The organism is Paenibacillus sp. FSL R7-0026, from assembly GCF_038004485.1.
Taxonomy (GTDB): Bacteria; Bacillota; Bacilli; order Paenibacillales; family Paenibacillaceae; genus Paenibacillus; species Paenibacillus xylanexedens_A.
The window spans coordinates 5586870-5604339 of record NZ_JBBORG010000001.1; the positions used below are offsets into that span (position 1 = coordinate 5586870).

At 46.4% G+C, this 17470-nt stretch carries 17 protein-coding genes; 6 read left to right on the forward strand and 11 right to left on the reverse strand.

Features of this window, described 5'->3' with window-relative positions; translation table 11 throughout:
- The first annotated feature begins 65 nt into the window (after positions 1-65).
- The 4 genes from MKY44_RS24540 (at position 66) to MKY44_RS24555 (ending at position 3404) form a co-directional block, all read left to right on the forward strand.
- On the forward strand, positions 66-842 hold the full coding sequence (locus MKY44_RS24540; RefSeq protein WP_074096504.1) for an ABC transporter permease: 777 nt from the start codon (positions 66-68) through the stop codon (positions 840-842).
- Positions 839-1639, forward strand: a complete 801-nt coding sequence (locus tag MKY44_RS24545) for an ABC transporter permease (protein ID WP_341008961.1) — start codon at positions 839-841, stop codon at positions 1637-1639. The genes MKY44_RS24540 and MKY44_RS24545 overlap by 4 nt, the downstream gene beginning before the upstream one ends.
- 22 nt (positions 1640-1661) lie before the next feature.
- Positions 1662-2630, forward strand: a complete 969-nt coding sequence (locus MKY44_RS24550; RefSeq protein WP_341009942.1) for an ABC transporter ATP-binding protein — start codon at positions 1662-1664, stop codon at positions 2628-2630.
- A gap of 96 nt (positions 2631-2726) precedes the next feature.
- On the forward strand, positions 2727-3404 hold the full coding sequence (locus MKY44_RS24555; RefSeq protein ID WP_341008963.1) for a succinylglutamate desuccinylase/aspartoacylase family protein: 678 nt from the start codon (positions 2727-2729) through the stop codon (positions 3402-3404).
- An 84-nt stretch (positions 3405-3488) separates the two neighbouring features.
- Here MKY44_RS24555 and MKY44_RS24560 read toward each other — a convergent pair whose 3' ends face one another.
- The 11 genes from MKY44_RS24560 to MKY44_RS24610 all read right to left on the reverse strand — a co-directional run bounded on the left by MKY44_RS24560 (position 3489) and on the right by MKY44_RS24610 (position 15469).
- Positions 3489-4544 carry a serine hydrolase domain-containing protein gene (locus tag MKY44_RS24560; protein WP_341008964.1) on the reverse strand — a complete coding sequence of 352 codons (1056 nt, stop codon included), beginning with the start codon at positions 4542-4544 and terminating at the stop codon, positions 3489-3491.
- Between the two features lie 172 nt (positions 4545-4716).
- Positions 4717-5118, reverse strand: a complete 402-nt coding sequence (locus tag MKY44_RS24565) for a MerR family transcriptional regulator (RefSeq protein WP_341008966.1) — start codon at positions 5116-5118, stop codon at positions 4717-4719.
- Between the two features lie 26 nt (positions 5119-5144).
- Positions 5145-6632, reverse strand: coding sequence for an alpha/beta hydrolase family protein (locus tag MKY44_RS24570; protein ID WP_341008967.1), 1488 nt, complete (start codon positions 6630-6632; stop codon positions 5145-5147).
- A gap of 84 nt (positions 6633-6716) precedes the next feature.
- On the reverse strand, positions 6717-8279 hold the full coding sequence (locus MKY44_RS24575) for a glycoside hydrolase family 32 protein (RefSeq protein WP_341008969.1): 1563 nt from the start codon (positions 8277-8279) through the stop codon (positions 6717-6719).
- Between the two features lie 42 nt (positions 8280-8321).
- Entirely contained in the window at positions 8322-9149 is an 828-nt protein-coding gene (locus MKY44_RS24580) for a carbohydrate ABC transporter permease (RefSeq protein WP_341009943.1), read from the reverse strand.
- Positions 9149-10033: a carbohydrate ABC transporter permease gene (locus MKY44_RS24585; RefSeq protein ID WP_338588587.1), complete on the reverse strand. Its 885-nt coding sequence runs from the start codon at positions 10031-10033 to the stop codon at positions 9149-9151. Before MKY44_RS24585 ends, MKY44_RS24580 begins: the two co-directional genes overlap by 1 nt.
- Before the next feature lie 149 nt (positions 10034-10182).
- A complete protein-coding gene (locus MKY44_RS24590; protein ID WP_341008970.1) occupies positions 10183-11508 on the reverse strand; it encodes an ABC transporter substrate-binding protein in 1326 nt (441 codons plus the stop codon).
- Positions 11509-11669: 161 nt separating this feature from the next.
- Positions 11670-12650 carry a LacI family DNA-binding transcriptional regulator gene (locus tag MKY44_RS24595; RefSeq protein WP_100529867.1) on the reverse strand — a complete coding sequence of 327 codons (981 nt, stop codon included), beginning with the start codon at positions 12648-12650 and terminating at the stop codon, positions 11670-11672.
- Between the two features lie 93 nt (positions 12651-12743).
- Complete coding sequence (locus MKY44_RS24600; protein WP_338588589.1) at positions 12744-13187, reverse strand: FixH family protein; 444 nt, start codon at positions 13185-13187, stop codon at positions 12744-12746.
- A gap of 19 nt (positions 13188-13206) precedes the next feature.
- On the reverse strand, positions 13207-13656 hold the full coding sequence (locus MKY44_RS24605; protein ID WP_341008971.1) for a disulfide oxidoreductase: 450 nt from the start codon (positions 13654-13656) through the stop codon (positions 13207-13209).
- A gap of 190 nt (positions 13657-13846) precedes the next feature.
- Positions 13847-15469: a copper amine oxidase N-terminal domain-containing protein gene (locus MKY44_RS24610; RefSeq protein WP_445670698.1), complete on the reverse strand. Its 1623-nt coding sequence runs from the start codon at positions 15467-15469 to the stop codon at positions 13847-13849.
- Positions 15470-15804: 335 nt separating this feature from the next.
- Here MKY44_RS24610 and MKY44_RS24615 point away from each other — a divergent pair, with 335 nt between their 5' ends.
- Positions 15805-16011, forward strand: coding sequence for a hypothetical protein (locus MKY44_RS24615; protein WP_017692174.1), 207 nt, complete (start codon positions 15805-15807; stop codon positions 16009-16011).
- A 198-nt stretch (positions 16012-16209) separates the two neighbouring features.
- Positions 16210-17319: a stalk domain-containing protein gene (locus MKY44_RS24620; RefSeq protein WP_341008973.1), complete on the forward strand. Its 1110-nt coding sequence runs from the start codon at positions 16210-16212 to the stop codon at positions 17317-17319.
- Positions 17320-17470 lie beyond the last annotated feature (151 nt).

Here is a 17470-nt window from a genome sequence, read left to right on the forward strand (position 1 = left end):
CTCTCTTTTTCGCCTTGACTGAAGTGAACGGAAACGCCGTTCAATCCACTTATCGGAGGTGTCACATGCTTTATTTCACTCTGGCTTCCAAAGCCTACTCCCGGAATCTGCAATACCGCGGGGCACACATGGTACATAACTTGGCAAGCGCCATGTTTGGTTACATGTATGCCTGCCTCTGGATCGGCATCGGGGCCGACCATAATCTCGGAGAATACGGGACACAGGGGATGATTAGTTACATTGCGTTCACGCAGTCCTCTCTCTGGATCTCGGGTTTTCTCACGAACGGATTGGGTATTCCCTTATCCGTCAGGACAGGGCAGATCGCACTGGATCTGATGAGGCCTGTTCATCTGTTCACCCACCTGATGGCACGCGAATGGGGGCAGATTGCCTACCAGTTCGTGTACAAAAGTATTCCGATCTACCTGCTTTTCTCCATTGTCTTTTCCCTGCATTGGCCCTCAGACGTTTCAACACTATTCTATGCCGCACTTGGTCTTGCCGGCGCCGCATACTTATCCATCTGTATGAACTACATCATTGGTGCCACATCGATGTGGACCACGGAGTCCTCCTGGCTTCACTGGGGCAATCACGCGATGATGAATCTGCTGGCTGGTTTTTTCATTCCGCTGGAATGGCTACCGAACTGGCTTGAACAACTTGCCTGGATATCACCCTACCCTTTCCTGCTCTATGTACCTACCCGAATCTATCTTGGTTTCGAAGATGGCTCCTTGTTATGGGGAACCTTGCTTTGGTGTGTCTTCATGACGTTGATCTGTCTTGCGATTACCCAAGTGTTACGTCGTAAAGTGGAGGTGCAAGGCGGATGAAGCGAACTTCCTGGTTCAATTTATATAAAATGCTCATTCGAACAAGCATCCGCAGCCGGATGCAATACAAGTTCAATTTCATCATGGCGTCCGTACTGGCCGCTTTAATCCAGATATCCGAGTTTCTGATGGTTGCTCTCGTGCTGCACAAATTCGGTGCAATTAAAGGCTGGTCCCTCCATGAGATCGGTTATCTCTTCGCCATCATGACGTTATCCAAAACACTGTATCGAACGTTCGGCAATGAGGTTCACCATCTGGAAAAATATCTGGTTAATGGTGAGCTTGATCAACTGTTAACACGTCCCATGCCCGTATTGCTGGCACTACTGCCGCAAAACTTCCGCATCATGGCTGGAGAAGTCCTGCAAGGCGGGTTCATTCTCTGCTGGTCATTGGCAGGCATGATGCACAGCGGACAGATTGGCTGGACTGCCATTCCCTTCTCCCTGCTCATTATTCTGACGGGCGCAGTCATTCTCTTTTCCATCGGACTTGCTACCGCCACACTCGGATTCTGGACCACACGCATCGAGGAATTACAGACGATCACAGAAGATGCCGCACGAACGGCTGCCCAATATCCGCTAACGTTATATCCCAAATGGATGTCCGGCATTCTGCTAACGGTGATTCCAGTGGGATTCGTCAACTATATTCCATCACTCTACCTGCTGCGGGGTGAAGGAGGAGCGTGGGTTCTAGTTGCTGTTGCGGCGGTTGCCGTACTGAGCTTGGCTGCAAGTCTGCGTTTCTGGCAATTCGGCATGACCAAATATCAAAGTACAGGTAGCTAAGGAGGCGAAACGAATCATGAACATGATCACAGCACGGCATCTGCAAAAGGAATTCAAAACTCCTGTTATTCGCGAAGGGCGTTTCTCCGGTCTACGTACGTTATTTTCACGTGAATATGTGTCCAAGGAAGCGGTACGCGATATCAGTTTTGATATCGGCCCAGGGGAATTTGTGGGTTACATCGGTCCGAACGGGGCTGGAAAGTCTACCACGATCAAAATGCTGACAGGTATCCTGCACCCAACCTCGGGTGAGGTACGGCTTGGCGGTATGAACCCGCATCAGGACAGGCGCAGGACCGTTGGTCGACTAGGCGTTGTGTTTGGACAGCGCAGTCAGCTCTGGTGGGATCTGCCTGTGAAAGATTCATATGATATTCTGGCCGAGATGTACGGCGTCCGTGCCGAGGACAAAAAAAGACGGCTGTCCCAGTTCGCCGAGCTGCTGGACCTTGAATCGTTCTGGGCCACACCTGTTCGCAAGCTCTCGCTTGGGCAACGCATGCGTGCGGATCTCGCAGCTTCCATGCTGCATGATCCCGAACTGCTTTTTCTCGATGAACCAACGATTGGACTGGATGTGAACGCAAAGCGGAACATTCGTCAATTTCTACGTACATTAAATGAAACGTTTGGCAAAACTATTTTGCTGACTACACATGACATGGACGACATTGAGCAGTTATGCAGCCGGGTCATGGTGATTAACCATGGTCAACTGACATATGACGGCACGATCTCGTCACTTCGCGAAACCATCGGACTACCTACGCTGATTCGGGTAACGTTCCGAGGAGCGTTTCACATCCCGGATGTTGTGTCGTCCGCGATACATATTACAGGAGTGGAAGGGCAGATTGTCACCGTCGAAGTGAACCGGAAGGAATGGAGCACAATGGACATTCTGAAACAGTTGGAGCACTGGGGTGAGATTGAAGATGTAGAGATGAAAGAACCCGATTTCGAAGATATCATTCATCGGGTGTATTAGTCGGCCCATTTTGTGAGGAAATAGGATGAAGACCTGTTCTTACGCCGTTACATGAAAGAGGGACATGGCGTACTGTAATAACGGAGGTGAAGTGTCATGCTTGTGACCAAACATGTCCTTCTAGCATCCACCGTACACGCTACTCCCTACTTCATTGTACGTGGCATGATGCCGGGACCCGTAATGTTCATTACATCCGGGGTTCACGGGAATGAAACGGCGAGTATGGCCGCTGCGCAAAAACTCGCAGATGATATTGCGACAGGTCGTCACGCCATTCAGCGAGGGCTGTTAATTATCGTGCCACGCGTGAACCAGCAAGCCTACGCAAAGAAAATCAGAGGCAAGCCAGATCTGAATCGTACGTTTCCACGCCGTATGTCAGGCAAGGCCAAGCATCCGCTCGCTGCGGCAGTTTTTCAGCTGGCGCGTGAACATCGGGCCGACTGGTGGCTTGATCTGCATGAAGCCAACGGCCTGTCTCAACTGAGTTCACGAGTGCTTGGACAGACGTTGATCACTAATCCCGGCAGTCGGACGATTCCAGCTTGCAAAAGAGTTATCGAACGGATGAATCGGTCGATTGCCATTCGTGATCGTCATTTTAACCTCAAGCAGCATGAATTGCCGGGATCTGCCCGTACAGCAGCTTCAAGACTATTACAAGCCCGTTCCGTCACAGTGGAGACCTGTTGGAGTCTGAAACGCTCAACCCGTATCAAGTATCAGACGAAGATTGTGCACCATTTTCTGCGCGAAGCGGGTATGTCATGATCAAGACCATTAAGATAGAACGAAAAAAACCTCCAACAGAGAGCGCCGAAGTACATCCTCAGGTGATCTCTATTGGAGGTTTTTTTATCTCTGCATCATGGCTTCCAGTATTTTATTACCCACAGGGTCCAGCGGCATAAGTGGATAAAGGTCTTTTTTAGTTATAAACTTGAATATCGCATCCAGATACTCATCCACAATAGAGGCTGATCCAAAACAATAATTGGACAATAATACGACGCCTATACTCTGTTCCTTATTTATAGCCAAATAACTGGAGAAACCAAATGTGCCACCGTTATGCCAGAGTATATTCTGATCCGAGATGTTATCACTAAACCAGGCGTAATGATGGGTTGAATCTCCAATCATCATAGGAACATGACTTTTTTGTATTGCAGAGGCTATCGGATGATCATCATTAAGGTTGGCCTGAACAAATAAACTCATATCGTGAACAGATGACTTGATCGCCCCAGCCCCTGCATGTACACTAAGATCCCAGTGAGGGACTTTTTTCCCCGTTGACGTATGTCCATCCACAAATCTGCCATTCTGTTCTGGATTCAACATAGCTGCTGTCTCCGTCATGTTTAATGGACCTGTGATATATTTTTTCAGCAGATCGTCATATGTACTGCCTGATACTTTACATAGGATATAACCCAGTAAGCCCACGCCGGTATTGGAATACTCAAATGAACCCATCTGATCCGTAAAGTCAGCATCGGATAAAAAAGCAAGTAAATCATCCTCGGTATAATCTGAATACGGATTCAATCGGTTTTTCGTGGGGTTCAGATTTGTGGCAAGTCTAGGTAATCCAGAGGTATGCGTCGCAAGACTTTTTAAGGTAACCTTATTCAAATAATCGTTTTTACCGTTGTGTATGTACTTGCCAACCATGTCATCCGTGGAAAGCTGCTGTTGACGCTCCAATTCTAATAGAAGGATAGATGTAAAAAGTTTAGTTACAGAGCCGATTTCGAACAACCTATGTTCAGGAGCAGCCACGCTCTTCTTTTTGGGATTGCCCAATGAATGATATTCGATATCTCCCTTTGTAATAACGCCAATCTCAAGATGCAGATGTTTCTTTCCTTTGATGTAATCGGATACAAAACCTTGTAAATCCCTCATAGAAAATGTTACTCCTTTTGTTGGTGTGAATTTCATTATTGAAATCACGTTAACCACCATTATGTATTGGCAAATATGTATTGGCAAACTACACTATGTATTCTTTCTAAATCTCCGATTCCCTGCTCGTTAGTCAACTCCTGTTTTCTGCTAAACAGGAAAAGAGCCGCGATTACGGCTCTTTCTTCTGCACCCTGAACGATTGAATATAATTGTCGATATCGTCCTCCGGTGTATGCAACAGTCGTGCCAGATGAATCTGCATCTGTTCCAGATGGTCAATATGTGTCTGAATGTCAGCGATGCGTTCGCGTACAAGGGTTTTTAACGTATCCTTTTCCATGTCTTCCTGGCTGAGCAGTTGCAGGGTCTCTTGTATCTCCTTTAAGGAGTAACCCAGCAACTGGGCATCCTTAATGAACTTAATTTTGACCAGATAATCCTCGGTATACACCCGATATCCGTTGGAGGAACGACGGGGAGCAGGCAGAATTCCACTATCTTCGTAATAACGGAGGGTTGCCATACTCACGCCGGTACACTTGGCCAACATTCCTCTTGTCATGGTTTCCATGCCTACTCCTCCACCTTTCTGCGGACTTATTGCGTTTGTTTGTTGCGTATCTTGGTATACGTGGCATCATAGGTGACCTCGGGAAATTGTGCTGAAGCTCCTTGTAGCAATGGCTGCTCTTCCCCTTTCAGATAATGGCCAAAGAATGCCAACGCATAGGATCTGGTTATATCCACATTATGTTCTGGCGTCATGCCTCTGGCGAATAGTTTCGGTGAAATCAACGATATATCCGTAAAGCTTTGATGGAAGAAATTATCCACCGTCAGATAATAGGTATCATTAAGACTACTTGTCATCACTCGATCCAGATCAGGCTTAAACTCTGGATAGGCTACTTTTTCCGTTTCGGTGGCATCCGGTTCCAGACTTTTGGCGGTTCCACCCGACATGATATACATAAACGGCTGTTTCAGGGCTGTCGTGGATACGGTTCCCCAGAATCCGCCTTCCAGGCTAAGTCCCGCTTGGAAACGTTCATCCCGCGCCAGTGCTTCCGCTGTTGTTGCCCCACCATACGAATGTCCCATGATGCCGACGTGATCGAGATCAAGCTTGCCTTGGAGCAGTTGATTCGGGTCATGTGAATTCCACTGGGTCAGCGTATCGAGAACAAATCTTGCATCAGCTGCACGTATGCCTATGCCTTCTACATTATATTGATATAATTCCGCTGACGTTGCAAATTCAGGGTCAGCCTGATAGGAGACTGCACGTCCATCGGGGAATGTCACTTGTGCTGACGTATAAGGGTGATCTATCCCCACGACAATGTAGCCGTGGCTAACCAGCTCCTCAATCATCGTCATGCTCTGAAAACGGGCTGAGCGGATACCCGGCGAGAATAGCAAAACCGGATACTTGCTTTGGACGGCGGACATCTCAGCTCCTTGCACCACATGTGTTGGAATGGTATCCAGATAACTGAACACCTGAGACGGAATGCCAAACACCAGACTGATCGCTTCTCCCAATTCACTAGGGTAATGCTCCAGCGGCAGCCCTTGGGCGGACTTCCGATCCACCGGGTACCACACATTAATCATAAGCTCCCGCTTATCTCCGGCCTCGGGTGTTTTGGTCTCTTCACGAGATTCATCCACCAGATGTTGTGAGAACGTGCCAATGGCATAGGCGCCGGTAGGTTCAGGCATCGTAAAAGCAGGTAAGAGCCAGGTCAGTATGATTGAACCTGCACTGAAAGCCAGAACCAGAATCGATGCCAGCATCAGCTTTATTCTTGAAAGACGGTTGGGTCTCCGCACGCTCTGAACATAACGATCACCGCGGTATGATTTCATGAGTTGAATGATTAACGTAATGAATAATACAAGTGTAACGATATAGGTTGGTATCATCTGCATGCGAAATGAATTGATCAAGCCATGCAGAAGCACTGCCAGAATCAGAGCTGTGAGTGTCCCCACTGTCATTGCTCGGCGCTTCGGAAACACCAGCATGAGTACCGTAGCAGCTACGGTTACCAATACCAAAATCCATTCTAAAATTCTCATTATTCAGCCTCCAATGTTTCTTGATAAAAAAAGAATAAACCTTGAAGTATACTTCAAGGTCAAGGCTGAATTTTAGATAGAATTTTATCGGGGAATTCGGAAATCCCATTTGCGAAGTTCGGTCAACGTACACGTTCCAGACGAGAAAGCTTTAATACCTGTTGAGTTCGGCCCCGGATATATCCGCCCTGTCATGACCTGCTCTCCCTGCTGAATGAACACCTCAACGGAGCTGACATCCATAAAAACATGAAGTTCCAGTTTCCCGTCAAGCAGTTCCACTGTTGCAGCTCGTTCGCCGCCCGGCCCTTGTCCGGCCTGCTCGCGATTCAAGCATAAACGACGCTGCTCTACATCATAGGAAATCACGGTTTCTTCATTCTCACCTGTGCGCAGCTTCAACCCGAAGTGTTGTGCCTGTTCCGTTTCGAATACAGCATACAGTTCGTAACGGTCTCCACTGATTCCAAGATCAAGATCATGTCCGTCACCACTTAAATGTATACCATACTGCTCGTTGCCTTCCGACCTGTACTGTATAAGTTCGGGAAGCGGCTGGAATATCAATCGTTCTCCCCTACGAATCAATTGTCTCGGCAAAGTCATCGCTCCAGCCCACGCATGGGACTGTTGTGTCGGGATTTCCGTTTCCCACGTATCCATCCAGGCCACCATGATTCGTCGTCCCTGTGCATCCTCCATCGTCTGAGGTGCGTAAAAATCGAAGCCACAGTCCAGCGGAACGTACTGCTCGTACTTCAGCACACCCTGGTCTTCATCCAGCGTTCCCATCATATAAACGGTCGAATGCAAGTTGCGATAGTTATCTCCCTGAGCAGGCATGCGCTGCGGAGACATGATCAGCACATCTCGGCCATCCAGTGTGAACAGATCTGGACATTCCCAATTATCGCCAAGCGTCCCGTCACTCTGGGCCATAATGTTAACATAACTCCAATCCAGCAAGTCCGTTGAGCGGTATAACAGAATGACGCCTTTGCCCGCAGCATCATTTGATCCAAGTACGCAATAGTACACACCGTTTCGTTCAAATACTTTCGGATCACGGAAGTCCTTCGGGCTGGTATGCTCCGGGATTTGATCCAGCCGAATGACCGGATTCATCGCGCTTTTGACAAAATCAATCCCATTGTCCGAGACAGCGATATTCTGTGTCTGCAAGTAATCGTTATCCTTGTCAGGTCCAGTCACGACATGTCCCGTGTACATCAGCACCAATTTGCCATCCTGCACGATTGCACTTCCAGAGAAACAGCCTCCACTGTCGTAGCTCTGATCGGGTGCCAGGGCAACAGGCAGATAAGACCACGTAACCAAATCACGGCTCACCGCATGGCCCCAGTGCATCGGCCCCCATACCGGTTCGTAGGGATAATGCTGATAGAACATATGATACATCCCACCGAAGTATATGAAGCCGTTGGGATCATTCATCCAGCCCACCTCTGGCATCAAATGATAGGCCATTCGATAGGTTGGATCAACCTGATGTCGATGCGCCTTGATATATGCGTTGGCCCGGGCGAGTGTATAACTCTCCTTTGTTTGAGTCGAAGAACTCGTCAGTCCAAGATCTGTCTCTTGCCTTGTGTCTATATCCTGCTTCTCGTATCGTTCCTGGTTCATATGTCCTTCACTCCTGTCTCTCTCTATATCACCCAACTGAACTTATTTGATTGCCCCTTGCATGACCCCCTGAATAATGTACTTCTGCGCAAACAGATAAACGATCAGGACAGGCAGCAGGGTCAACACCAGACCAGCCATCAATGGACCGTAATCCACTGTATATGTCCCATAAAAATAAAACGTGGACAGCGGCAGCGTACGCTGCTCGGATGAAGTCAGCACCAAGGAAGGCAGCAAAAAATCATTCCATATCCACAATACATTCAATACGCTAATCGTTACGGTTGTTGGCAGTAACACCGGCAGTACGATGCGAAAAAAGGTTTGCACTCTGCCGCAGCCATCCATGAGAGCCGCTTCTTCAAGCTCCAGAGGAATACTTTTGATAAAGCCATGGTAGATAAATACGGCGAGCGGACTGCCAAAGCCAATATACATGTAGATCAGCGACCACTTGTTATCCAGCAGGCTAAGCGAGCCGTATATTTTAACCAATGGAATCATAATGGCCTGGAACGGAATAATCATCGCAGCTACCATCAGGAAAAAGAGATACTGATTCAGCTTGCTTTTGTGACGAACAAAGTAATGTGCTGTCATCGCCGCAAAAAGAGCAATCAGTAATACACCTGCAATGGTAATGAGCAACGAATTGCTGAAGGCGGATACATATCCCATTTTGTCAAACGCATTGACGTAATTATCGAATTGAAAGGAGCTTGGCAAGCCCAGCGGATCGGAGGTAATTACCTGGTTAGCCTTGAACGAATTGACGATTAGAAGCACAAAAGGAAAGACAAACAAAATCATCACAATGATTAATGCAATAAACTTCATCCAGTTGAGAATGCGCGATTGTCCAGCCATCATGCCTCGACCTCCAGTTTTTTGCTGAAATAGACCTGGAGCAATGTAATGGCGGCTACAAGGATAAACAGAACAAAGGCTTCTGCCTGACCCAATCCGTAGTCACGAGCAAGAAAGGCCTGCTCATAAACATGCATGGATACCATCTCTGTGCTCTTGAAGGGCCCGCCACTGGTCAGGGAGACGTTCAGATCATACACCATGAATCCCCGTTGCAGTGACAAAAAGATGCATACAATAAACGAAGGAACCATCAGTGGCAATACAATGCGCGCCAACATTTTGCGATTACTTGCCCCATCAATGCTGGCTGCTTCCATAACATCCTTCGGCACATTCATCAGTCCTGCAATGTAGATAACCATCATATAGCCGGCATACTGCCAAACGGTCACCACAATGAGTGCCCAGAACGCTTTATCAGGGTCAGCCAGCCAGGAGGTGGAAAACAGAGTAAGGTTCATTTTTTGTCCTGCAAAAACGAGTACCTGATTAAAAATAAACTGCCAGATGAAACCAAGCACGATTCCGCCCACCAGATTCGGCAGGAAAAATCCGGCCCGAAACCAGCCCTGTGCCTTCATTCCCCGAGTTACAGCGTAAGCGAGCAGGAAAGCAACCGCATTGGTCAGCACAACGGTAATAAATACGTACTCCAGCGTCATCCCGAATGATTTCCAGAACACCGTGTCCTTGAACACACCGATGTAATTATCCCAGCCAACAAAGTTTTGATCGACTGCAATACCATCCCAGTTCGTAAACGTCAAATAAATACCATACAAAAATGGAATAATCATCACCGTAGCAAACGCAAATAATGTCGGGCCAGTAAAGATCAGGCGAGTGCGCAGACGTGTCCATAATCCTTTTTCGGTCAGCATTGTCATCCTCCACTCTATCCAAATGATTAGCCTGGCGGTTATGCCGGAAACAAGTTGAACGGACCTCATGTGGAAGCTGTACATTCATCATCTCCGGCTACCGCAAGTCTCTCTCTCTATGTGCTGCACAGGGCTAAGATTAAATTCCTTTATTTCACGTTGCTCCAGTATGCCTGAATTTCGCTGGCAAGTCCGGCACGGTCAATGACGTCAGCCAAATATTTCTGCATGGATGCACCTAGTTTGGACCAGTGATCCGCAGGAAGTGTACTCATTGATTCTTCGATTTTGCCTGCCTTGATGTATTCACTAATGGATTTGCCAAGTGGATCGGTTGGCTCCAATGTAATGTTGCTGAATGCCGGAATAATACTGGCTTGATTCACCAGGAAATCCTGACCTTTTTCGTTATAAACGATCCATTCCAAAAATTTCTTCGCTGCTTCCTGCTGCGCTGGTGTGCTCTTCTCCTTATCCAGCAATATTCGTTTGGATACAGCAGCAGAGATTTGAGTATTACCGAAATCATCCGGATTATTGCTCACAGGTACCGGGAGGAAGCCATATTTTCCATCTGCTGTATCAAAGCTTGAAATTTGCGGCCATGCCCAGTTGCCCTGGAACCAGATGCCAACCTCACCCTTGCCAAGCACCTCAGGTCCACGCTCATAGGTTCCGGACAGTGGAGAAGCCTTGTCGATATTGTAGGTTTTCATCAGGTCAAATGTATCTAACAAGCCATTAAACACGGCATTGGACGCAAGGTCCACTTGACCTGCCTTCAGGTCCGTAATGAATTGGTCCACCTTCGCACGGTCCGCCGACTGGCCACCATATGCAAGCCCCAGATAGTGCGCACCAAGCGACCAATCCATCGGAGATACAATCAAAGGTGATTTTCCAGTAGCAGCGATCTTTTGGAACAGCTCATCGAGCTGTGCAGTGGTCTGTACAGACTTCGGATCGAATGTCCCACCTACTGCCTGATCCAAAACATTCTGGTTATAGATGAATCCATATCCTTCAATAGAGAACGGGAAGGCATAGTTTTTGCCATCAAACGTTGTAGCCGCTGTGCTGTTCTCCACAGCATCCTTCATCCAAGACTCGGATGTGAGATCCAGAACACGATCCTTGAATTTCTCTACATCCCCTGTATCCAGCATCATCATCGTTGTAGGGCTGCCGGAGGCATACAAAGCAGACGCTTTTTCAAACGGAGACTGTCCACTGCCTACAGGTACAATTTCGAGTGTGATATTTGGATTTTCGGCATGGAAGTCTTTAGCCGCTTGCTCCAGCTGACTGTTAATTTCCGATTTGGAATTGAGCATGGTGATTTTGACACTCTCACTGCTGCTACCCTCTGAGGAGGAGTTGGACTCCGTCGCTTCTTTACCTCCACATGCTGACAATACAAGCATTATAATCAATGACAATACCGATAATTTCATCCATTTCCGTTCTCTTTTCATCTTGTCATGCCCCCTGATCAATAGTATAAAAGGAAACGCTTACAAGACGAATTATAATGTCAAAGGTTTAACATGTCAATCGTTTGACATACTATTTTAAAAAAAATAACGTGCCTTGATTTTTCCGTTGCAAAAGGACGAATAGAAAAAAACGACCTGTATCAGGTCGTCTCTCTCTCTACGATGGTAACCGGCAAAATATGCTCCATTTCGATCTTCTCTTCCGCAAGTTGGCGCCGAATCAGATCAATTGCCAGCTTAGCCATAGCCTCCACCGGCTGCCTGATCGTTGTTATGCCAGGCACCGTATACGCTGCCGCACGACTGTCATCATAACCTATAATAGCGATATCGTCGGGTACCTTGCGCCCACCTAACACGATCTGCTTCAGCGCATGCACCGCCATCAGATCACTCGTTACAAAGAGCCCGTCCACCTCGGGGTGTTGTGCAAGCAGCTTATCCACTAATTCCGTATACTGATGCTGATCAAACACATTCAGATCGGTTTCATGAATCATGACCGGTTTGACTCCATGAGCCTGCAAGGTATCAACGAAACCTGTCGTCCGGCGATTGGACAGCATTTGCAATTCCAAATTACCGCAGATATGTGCCAAATGCCGTCTGTTCTTCGAGAGCAACAATTCAGCAGCCATAACCCCTCCCTGATAGTTATCAGATGAGATAAACGGGATGTCTTCACCGATCTTACGATCAAAGGTCACGATTGGGGAATGCAGATTCATATACTCATCAACTTCCAGTGTATGACTTCCCATAATAATTCCATCCACGCGATTACCCTTAAGCATTTCCACATATTCACGCTCTTTGGAAGGGTCCATGTGGGAATTGCATAACATAATTTTAAATCCATTCTGGTAAGCATGATACTCAACATAGCTAGCCAGTTCTCCAAAAAACGGATGGGATACATCAGGAATAATCAAGCCTATAACATTGGATTGCTTACGCAGAAGAGAACGGGCAATTTCATTGGGTCGATAGTTCAGTTCGTCCATGGTTTGATACACTTTGTCCCGAGTCTTCTGACTGATATATCCCCGGTTGTTTAATACACGCGAGACGGTAGTTACAGAAACTCCTGCCCTGAGTGCAACATCATGAATAGTTGCCATAACACCCTCTTTTCCTACAACATTCTTCATACCTTTAACATTATAAACCCATTGCTAACCCTGAACCAAACCCTTGGTACCCACCCCATTGCTTCATTCCGCTACAATTCTCGCTCTCGGCATGCTATGCATAGCTCCGTGCGTAACATGGACCTGTACCACATACGTACCTGGTTCTTCAAAGGTATGCTGGATTTCATACAGCCCTTCCTCTGACTCAGTGGCAGTAATAGCCCCCTGATTCTCCAGTTCGTCCGCTGTCATCATACCTTGTTCCGGAGATACAGAAGGCGGATCATCAAGCTCATTCCAGATCTGGAATTGCACATGATCAGCCTGACTCAACGGTGCATCTCCCTGTGTAAGCTTCACCTGCAACCGTGTTGGTTTATGAAGAGAAGCCTTCTCTGGAACGTCAAGTTTCACTTTAATCATCTCTGGCATCTCGCCCGATTGTGACTGTTCTTCATAAGAGCATCCCACCGTCAGGAGGAGCAGAATAATGAAGGGCATGAACCAACGAGCTTGTCCGCTCATCACCATCTATCCTTTCTTATTAAGAAGATTTTGGTGTTTTGCCGATACCCCACAGCATCACGATGATGATAATAAAGGCGATCAGTGCCAGTAATGGAATCGTGATGAAACCAAACCAGTTCAAATAGTCGGTATAACATGGAACCTTACCGCACGCCACGGCATTACCTGTAGCCGAAAAAATACGCTGGATTGTTACATGATATAACGAAATGCCGCCACCGACGAAACAAAGTGGGAGTACGTATTTGGTGATGCCCACGTCATCTTTAAAGTAGGCAATGCCCAGCAAAATCGTTAGTGGATACATGAATATACGCTGGTACCAGCACAGATCACATGGAAGAAAGCCCTTGATCTCACTGAAATAGAGACTCCCCCCTGTTGCAATAACGGAAACGGCCCAAGCAACAAATAACCGGGTATCCACATTTCTCGCTGGACTCTCCGATTTTGATGATGTACTCATTCCTCTGTCCCCCTCTTCATTTTGCTTATACCAAATTATCATACATCATTCTAGACTCCATCGGCTATTCAAGCTGTTATGTAGGTCATTACTCGATGATTATACCAAATATTTGGAACTTTTGGGTGAATACAAAAAAGCTGCCGTATGGGGGCAGCTCTTTTGTTTGATTCATATATAAAACGTTGGATTACATCGATTTAGTCAGCGTAATGGAACCATCTTTTTGTGCCCATTTTACGTCCCAGTTCAGAAGTTCAGCAATGAAGCGCAGAGGCACTTGCGTACGTCCATCTTTGTTTACAAATACAGTTGCACCCACGTTTTTCTTCACACCGTTTACTTCCATAACGTTGTTGTTCACCCAGAATTCAAGGGTATCATCGCCAGCCATTACCGTTACTTGTTGTGCTTTTTTGTCCCATTTCACCGTTGCACCGATACCTTCACTTAGGAAACGCAATGGAATGTATGTTGTGTTTTTCCAAAGCACTGGTGTGGTATCCATGTTGGTTGTTTTGTTGTTAATTTTCAGCATTTTGCTGTTCAGTTGCATCCACACCGTTGTCATTTCTGGCGCTGGTGCAGGTGTTGCTGGCTCTTGGAATTTGTCGTTGAATTGAGTCACGATGGCATTACCCAAGGCTTGACCTACACCAAACATCACTTTGAAGCCTTCACGGTTCGTTGTGTACGAAGCACCATAGTTACCTGCTGCATATTGATCCAATACGTTTTGTACTTGATTTTCATGCGTTGTCAGTGCTTGTTGTCCTGCTGCTTTTGGCAGATTGCCAGCTGTTGCTGAATCCAGGAATGTAGCGAATTCTGTTGTAAATCCATTAATACGTTTCTCTACTGCTGCACGAGCCGAAGCATCGTTGTTTTTAACAGCTTTTACATAGTCGCTTTGCGCGTTAACGTGATTCGTTACCCAAATTTTCTCGAAAGCATTGGCACCATCGTTACCGTAAACGGAAGCAATCGCTGCTTTGAAGTCAGCTGTGTTTCCAGCTTCAGCTGTAATCAGTGCGTTGGAAGCGGCTGTACGTCCATCAAATTCCTCTTGCATTTGCAGAGCCGAAAGTGCAAAGTGTTCGGAAGCCAAGTGGTTGAGTGCAGATCTCAGATCAGCTGCTTTTGTATCCGCTTTGGTATTTTCGAATTTCTCAGGCATTTGTGTCGTAATTGCTGTGGAGAGTGCCTTACTTACGTCGAACATTTCTTTGAAACCTTCACGGTAAGCCTTGTATGCATCAGCGTAATCTCCAGCTACATACTCATCGAATACTTTTTGCACGAGATCTTCATGTACTTGCAGCGCCTGTTTGGCTGCTGCTTTTGGCAACTTGCCTTCGGTAGCTGTGCTCAGGAATGTGGAGAACTCATCCACAAAACCGTTGATGTTTGCCTGTGCTTGTTTGATTCCAGCCTGGTTGCCCATTTTGGTTGCTTTCACCAGATCATCTGTGTATTTGTTATGAGCGCGGAAGATGCGTTCGAACTCTTTGGCACCTGCCTCACCGTATAGGGAAGCGATTGCTGGTTGCATATCCAGTGCATTCTGGTCGAGTGCTTTGTAAGCTGCGTCTGCGTCTTTTGCTCCATCATAGGCTTTCGCCATTGCCGTTACTGCGAGTGCAAAGTGCTCGGACAACAGGTGGTCCAGGTTTGCTCTCAAGTCAGCCGCAGGTGTGTTCACGGATGCTTTCATCATGGTCATTGGTGTCTGTGGTGCGGCAGCTGCTCCAGCGATCCCCGGCATCAACAGTGTCAAGCTAAGTACAGGTGCGATAAACTTCTTCATTTTCATTTTCATTACGTGTTCACTCCTCGATTATGTTTTGTGTATAATTTCTTTCCTCGTCGTTGTCTTCATAGGGTGTAACGCAGGGTTCTCTATTCTGGATCACTCTGTGGGCAAAAAAATTCGCAGCCTTCAGTGAAGAAAGCTGCGAACGCCTGTTATATCAAGGTTTTTTTGAATTAAAAAAATATAATATTGTAGTGATCTTTCCGATCCAAGACCACATACATACTGTAATATAGATACTTCATTTTCCTTTATTTCTCAACTAAAGCTTACATCAAAGGTTATCCTGAAGTACAATAAAGACATATCATATTATTCGCGAAGGAGGTCCATTCATGACCTGGTTGCCTTATGTTTTAATTGTAGGTATCGCCTTGTTTGGAGGTATTGCTACCATGATCATCGGTAATTCCAAAGCCAATCAGACTAGCAACCCCGAATATGACCGCCGCACAAAGCAAAACCTAAGCAAACTTTCCTATGTATATGTTGGTGCGATTGTACTTGGTTTTGGCGGACTAATCCTCTATCTTTTTAACTAAAATGTTTCGATTCGGCAAAGAATACGCTCAAACATGCCAAGCATCTTCAGTTTTCAACCTACATTCTCCGTATATACACATGTTTACAAGTTGGAGATAATTCAGAATTATTCTGGATATGTTCGGGGGTTAATATAAAGCCATAAGGGACAGCGAGCCCATTAAACAAAACTAAACCCCAACTTGAAGGAGAGATATATGATGAAAAAAAACATGAAGAAATCCGTAGCAACGATGATGGTACTGGGCATGACTTTAACAGGAGCAACGGGCGTATTCGCCGGGACACAGCTGGAGAAAATCTCTGCATACCTTAACCATGGAATCAGCTTTAATGTTGATGGGGCGGCTTACTCACCAACGGATGGCAATGGCAACAAACTTGCTCCAATTACCTATAACAACTCCACTTATCTGCCTGTACGTGCGCTGGCCGATGCGTTGCATGTACCCGTATCCTATGACGGCAAAAAAGGGCAGGTTATTATCGGCCAAGCTACGAGCAATCCATCAGCTCTGACAAATGTAACGTATAGCGCAGCACAAAAAGAGGCCATTCAAAAGGCTTTTGCACAATTCGATGGGTTCGAGACAGCTTATGCCCCTCAGCAGATGATCGCAGGTGATACGTTCAAAAGTGTAGGTGCGGGTGGCGACGGCGTAAGCTTTATTTTTAGCCATATGAAAGTGGATGTATCTCCAAGAGATTATTCGGACGGTTATACAAGCAAAGACGTGAAACTGTCCAATGGTGTTGTCGCCAAATGGTATACACCAGATCAAACGGGCATGCTCACGTTCCAACTGGATGATCGCTACGTTACCCTAAGCTCACCGGATCATAAGCTGAGCCAAGCTCAGTTGCAACAAGTCGCTGTCTCTGTTCAAAAAGCCAACAGCAACAATGATCAAGGGATCACTGCATTTGCAGATGTGAATTATAGCAAACAACAATTGGATAACATTCGTAAGGCATTTGCGAAGTTTGACGGTTTCACCACAGCCTATGCTCCACAACATATGGTTGCTGGAGATACGTTCAAAAGCGTAGGTGCAGGCGGTGATGGTGTAAACTTTGTTTTCAATCGTATGAATGTCACGGTATCCCCTAAAGACTACTCTTTCAGCTATGATGGCAAAACGGTAAAACTGCCTAGTGGCGTATCAGCCAAATGGTACACACCAGACCAAACGGATATGCTCACGTTCAAGCTGGATGATCGTTATGTAACACTCAGCTCGCCAAATAACCAATTGACTCACACTCAACTGGAGCAAATGGCGGTATCCGTACAAAAAGTGAAATAAACAAAAAAAATAGACACACATCATTTCGGTCCCACTCTATGAGCTGGGGCTGATTTGATGTGTGTTCTGTCCTTACCCTTTAAAAATAACTTCTATAATATCTTATTATTAAAGACATACATATGATTCGGTTAGATCTAACCTTCTGGGT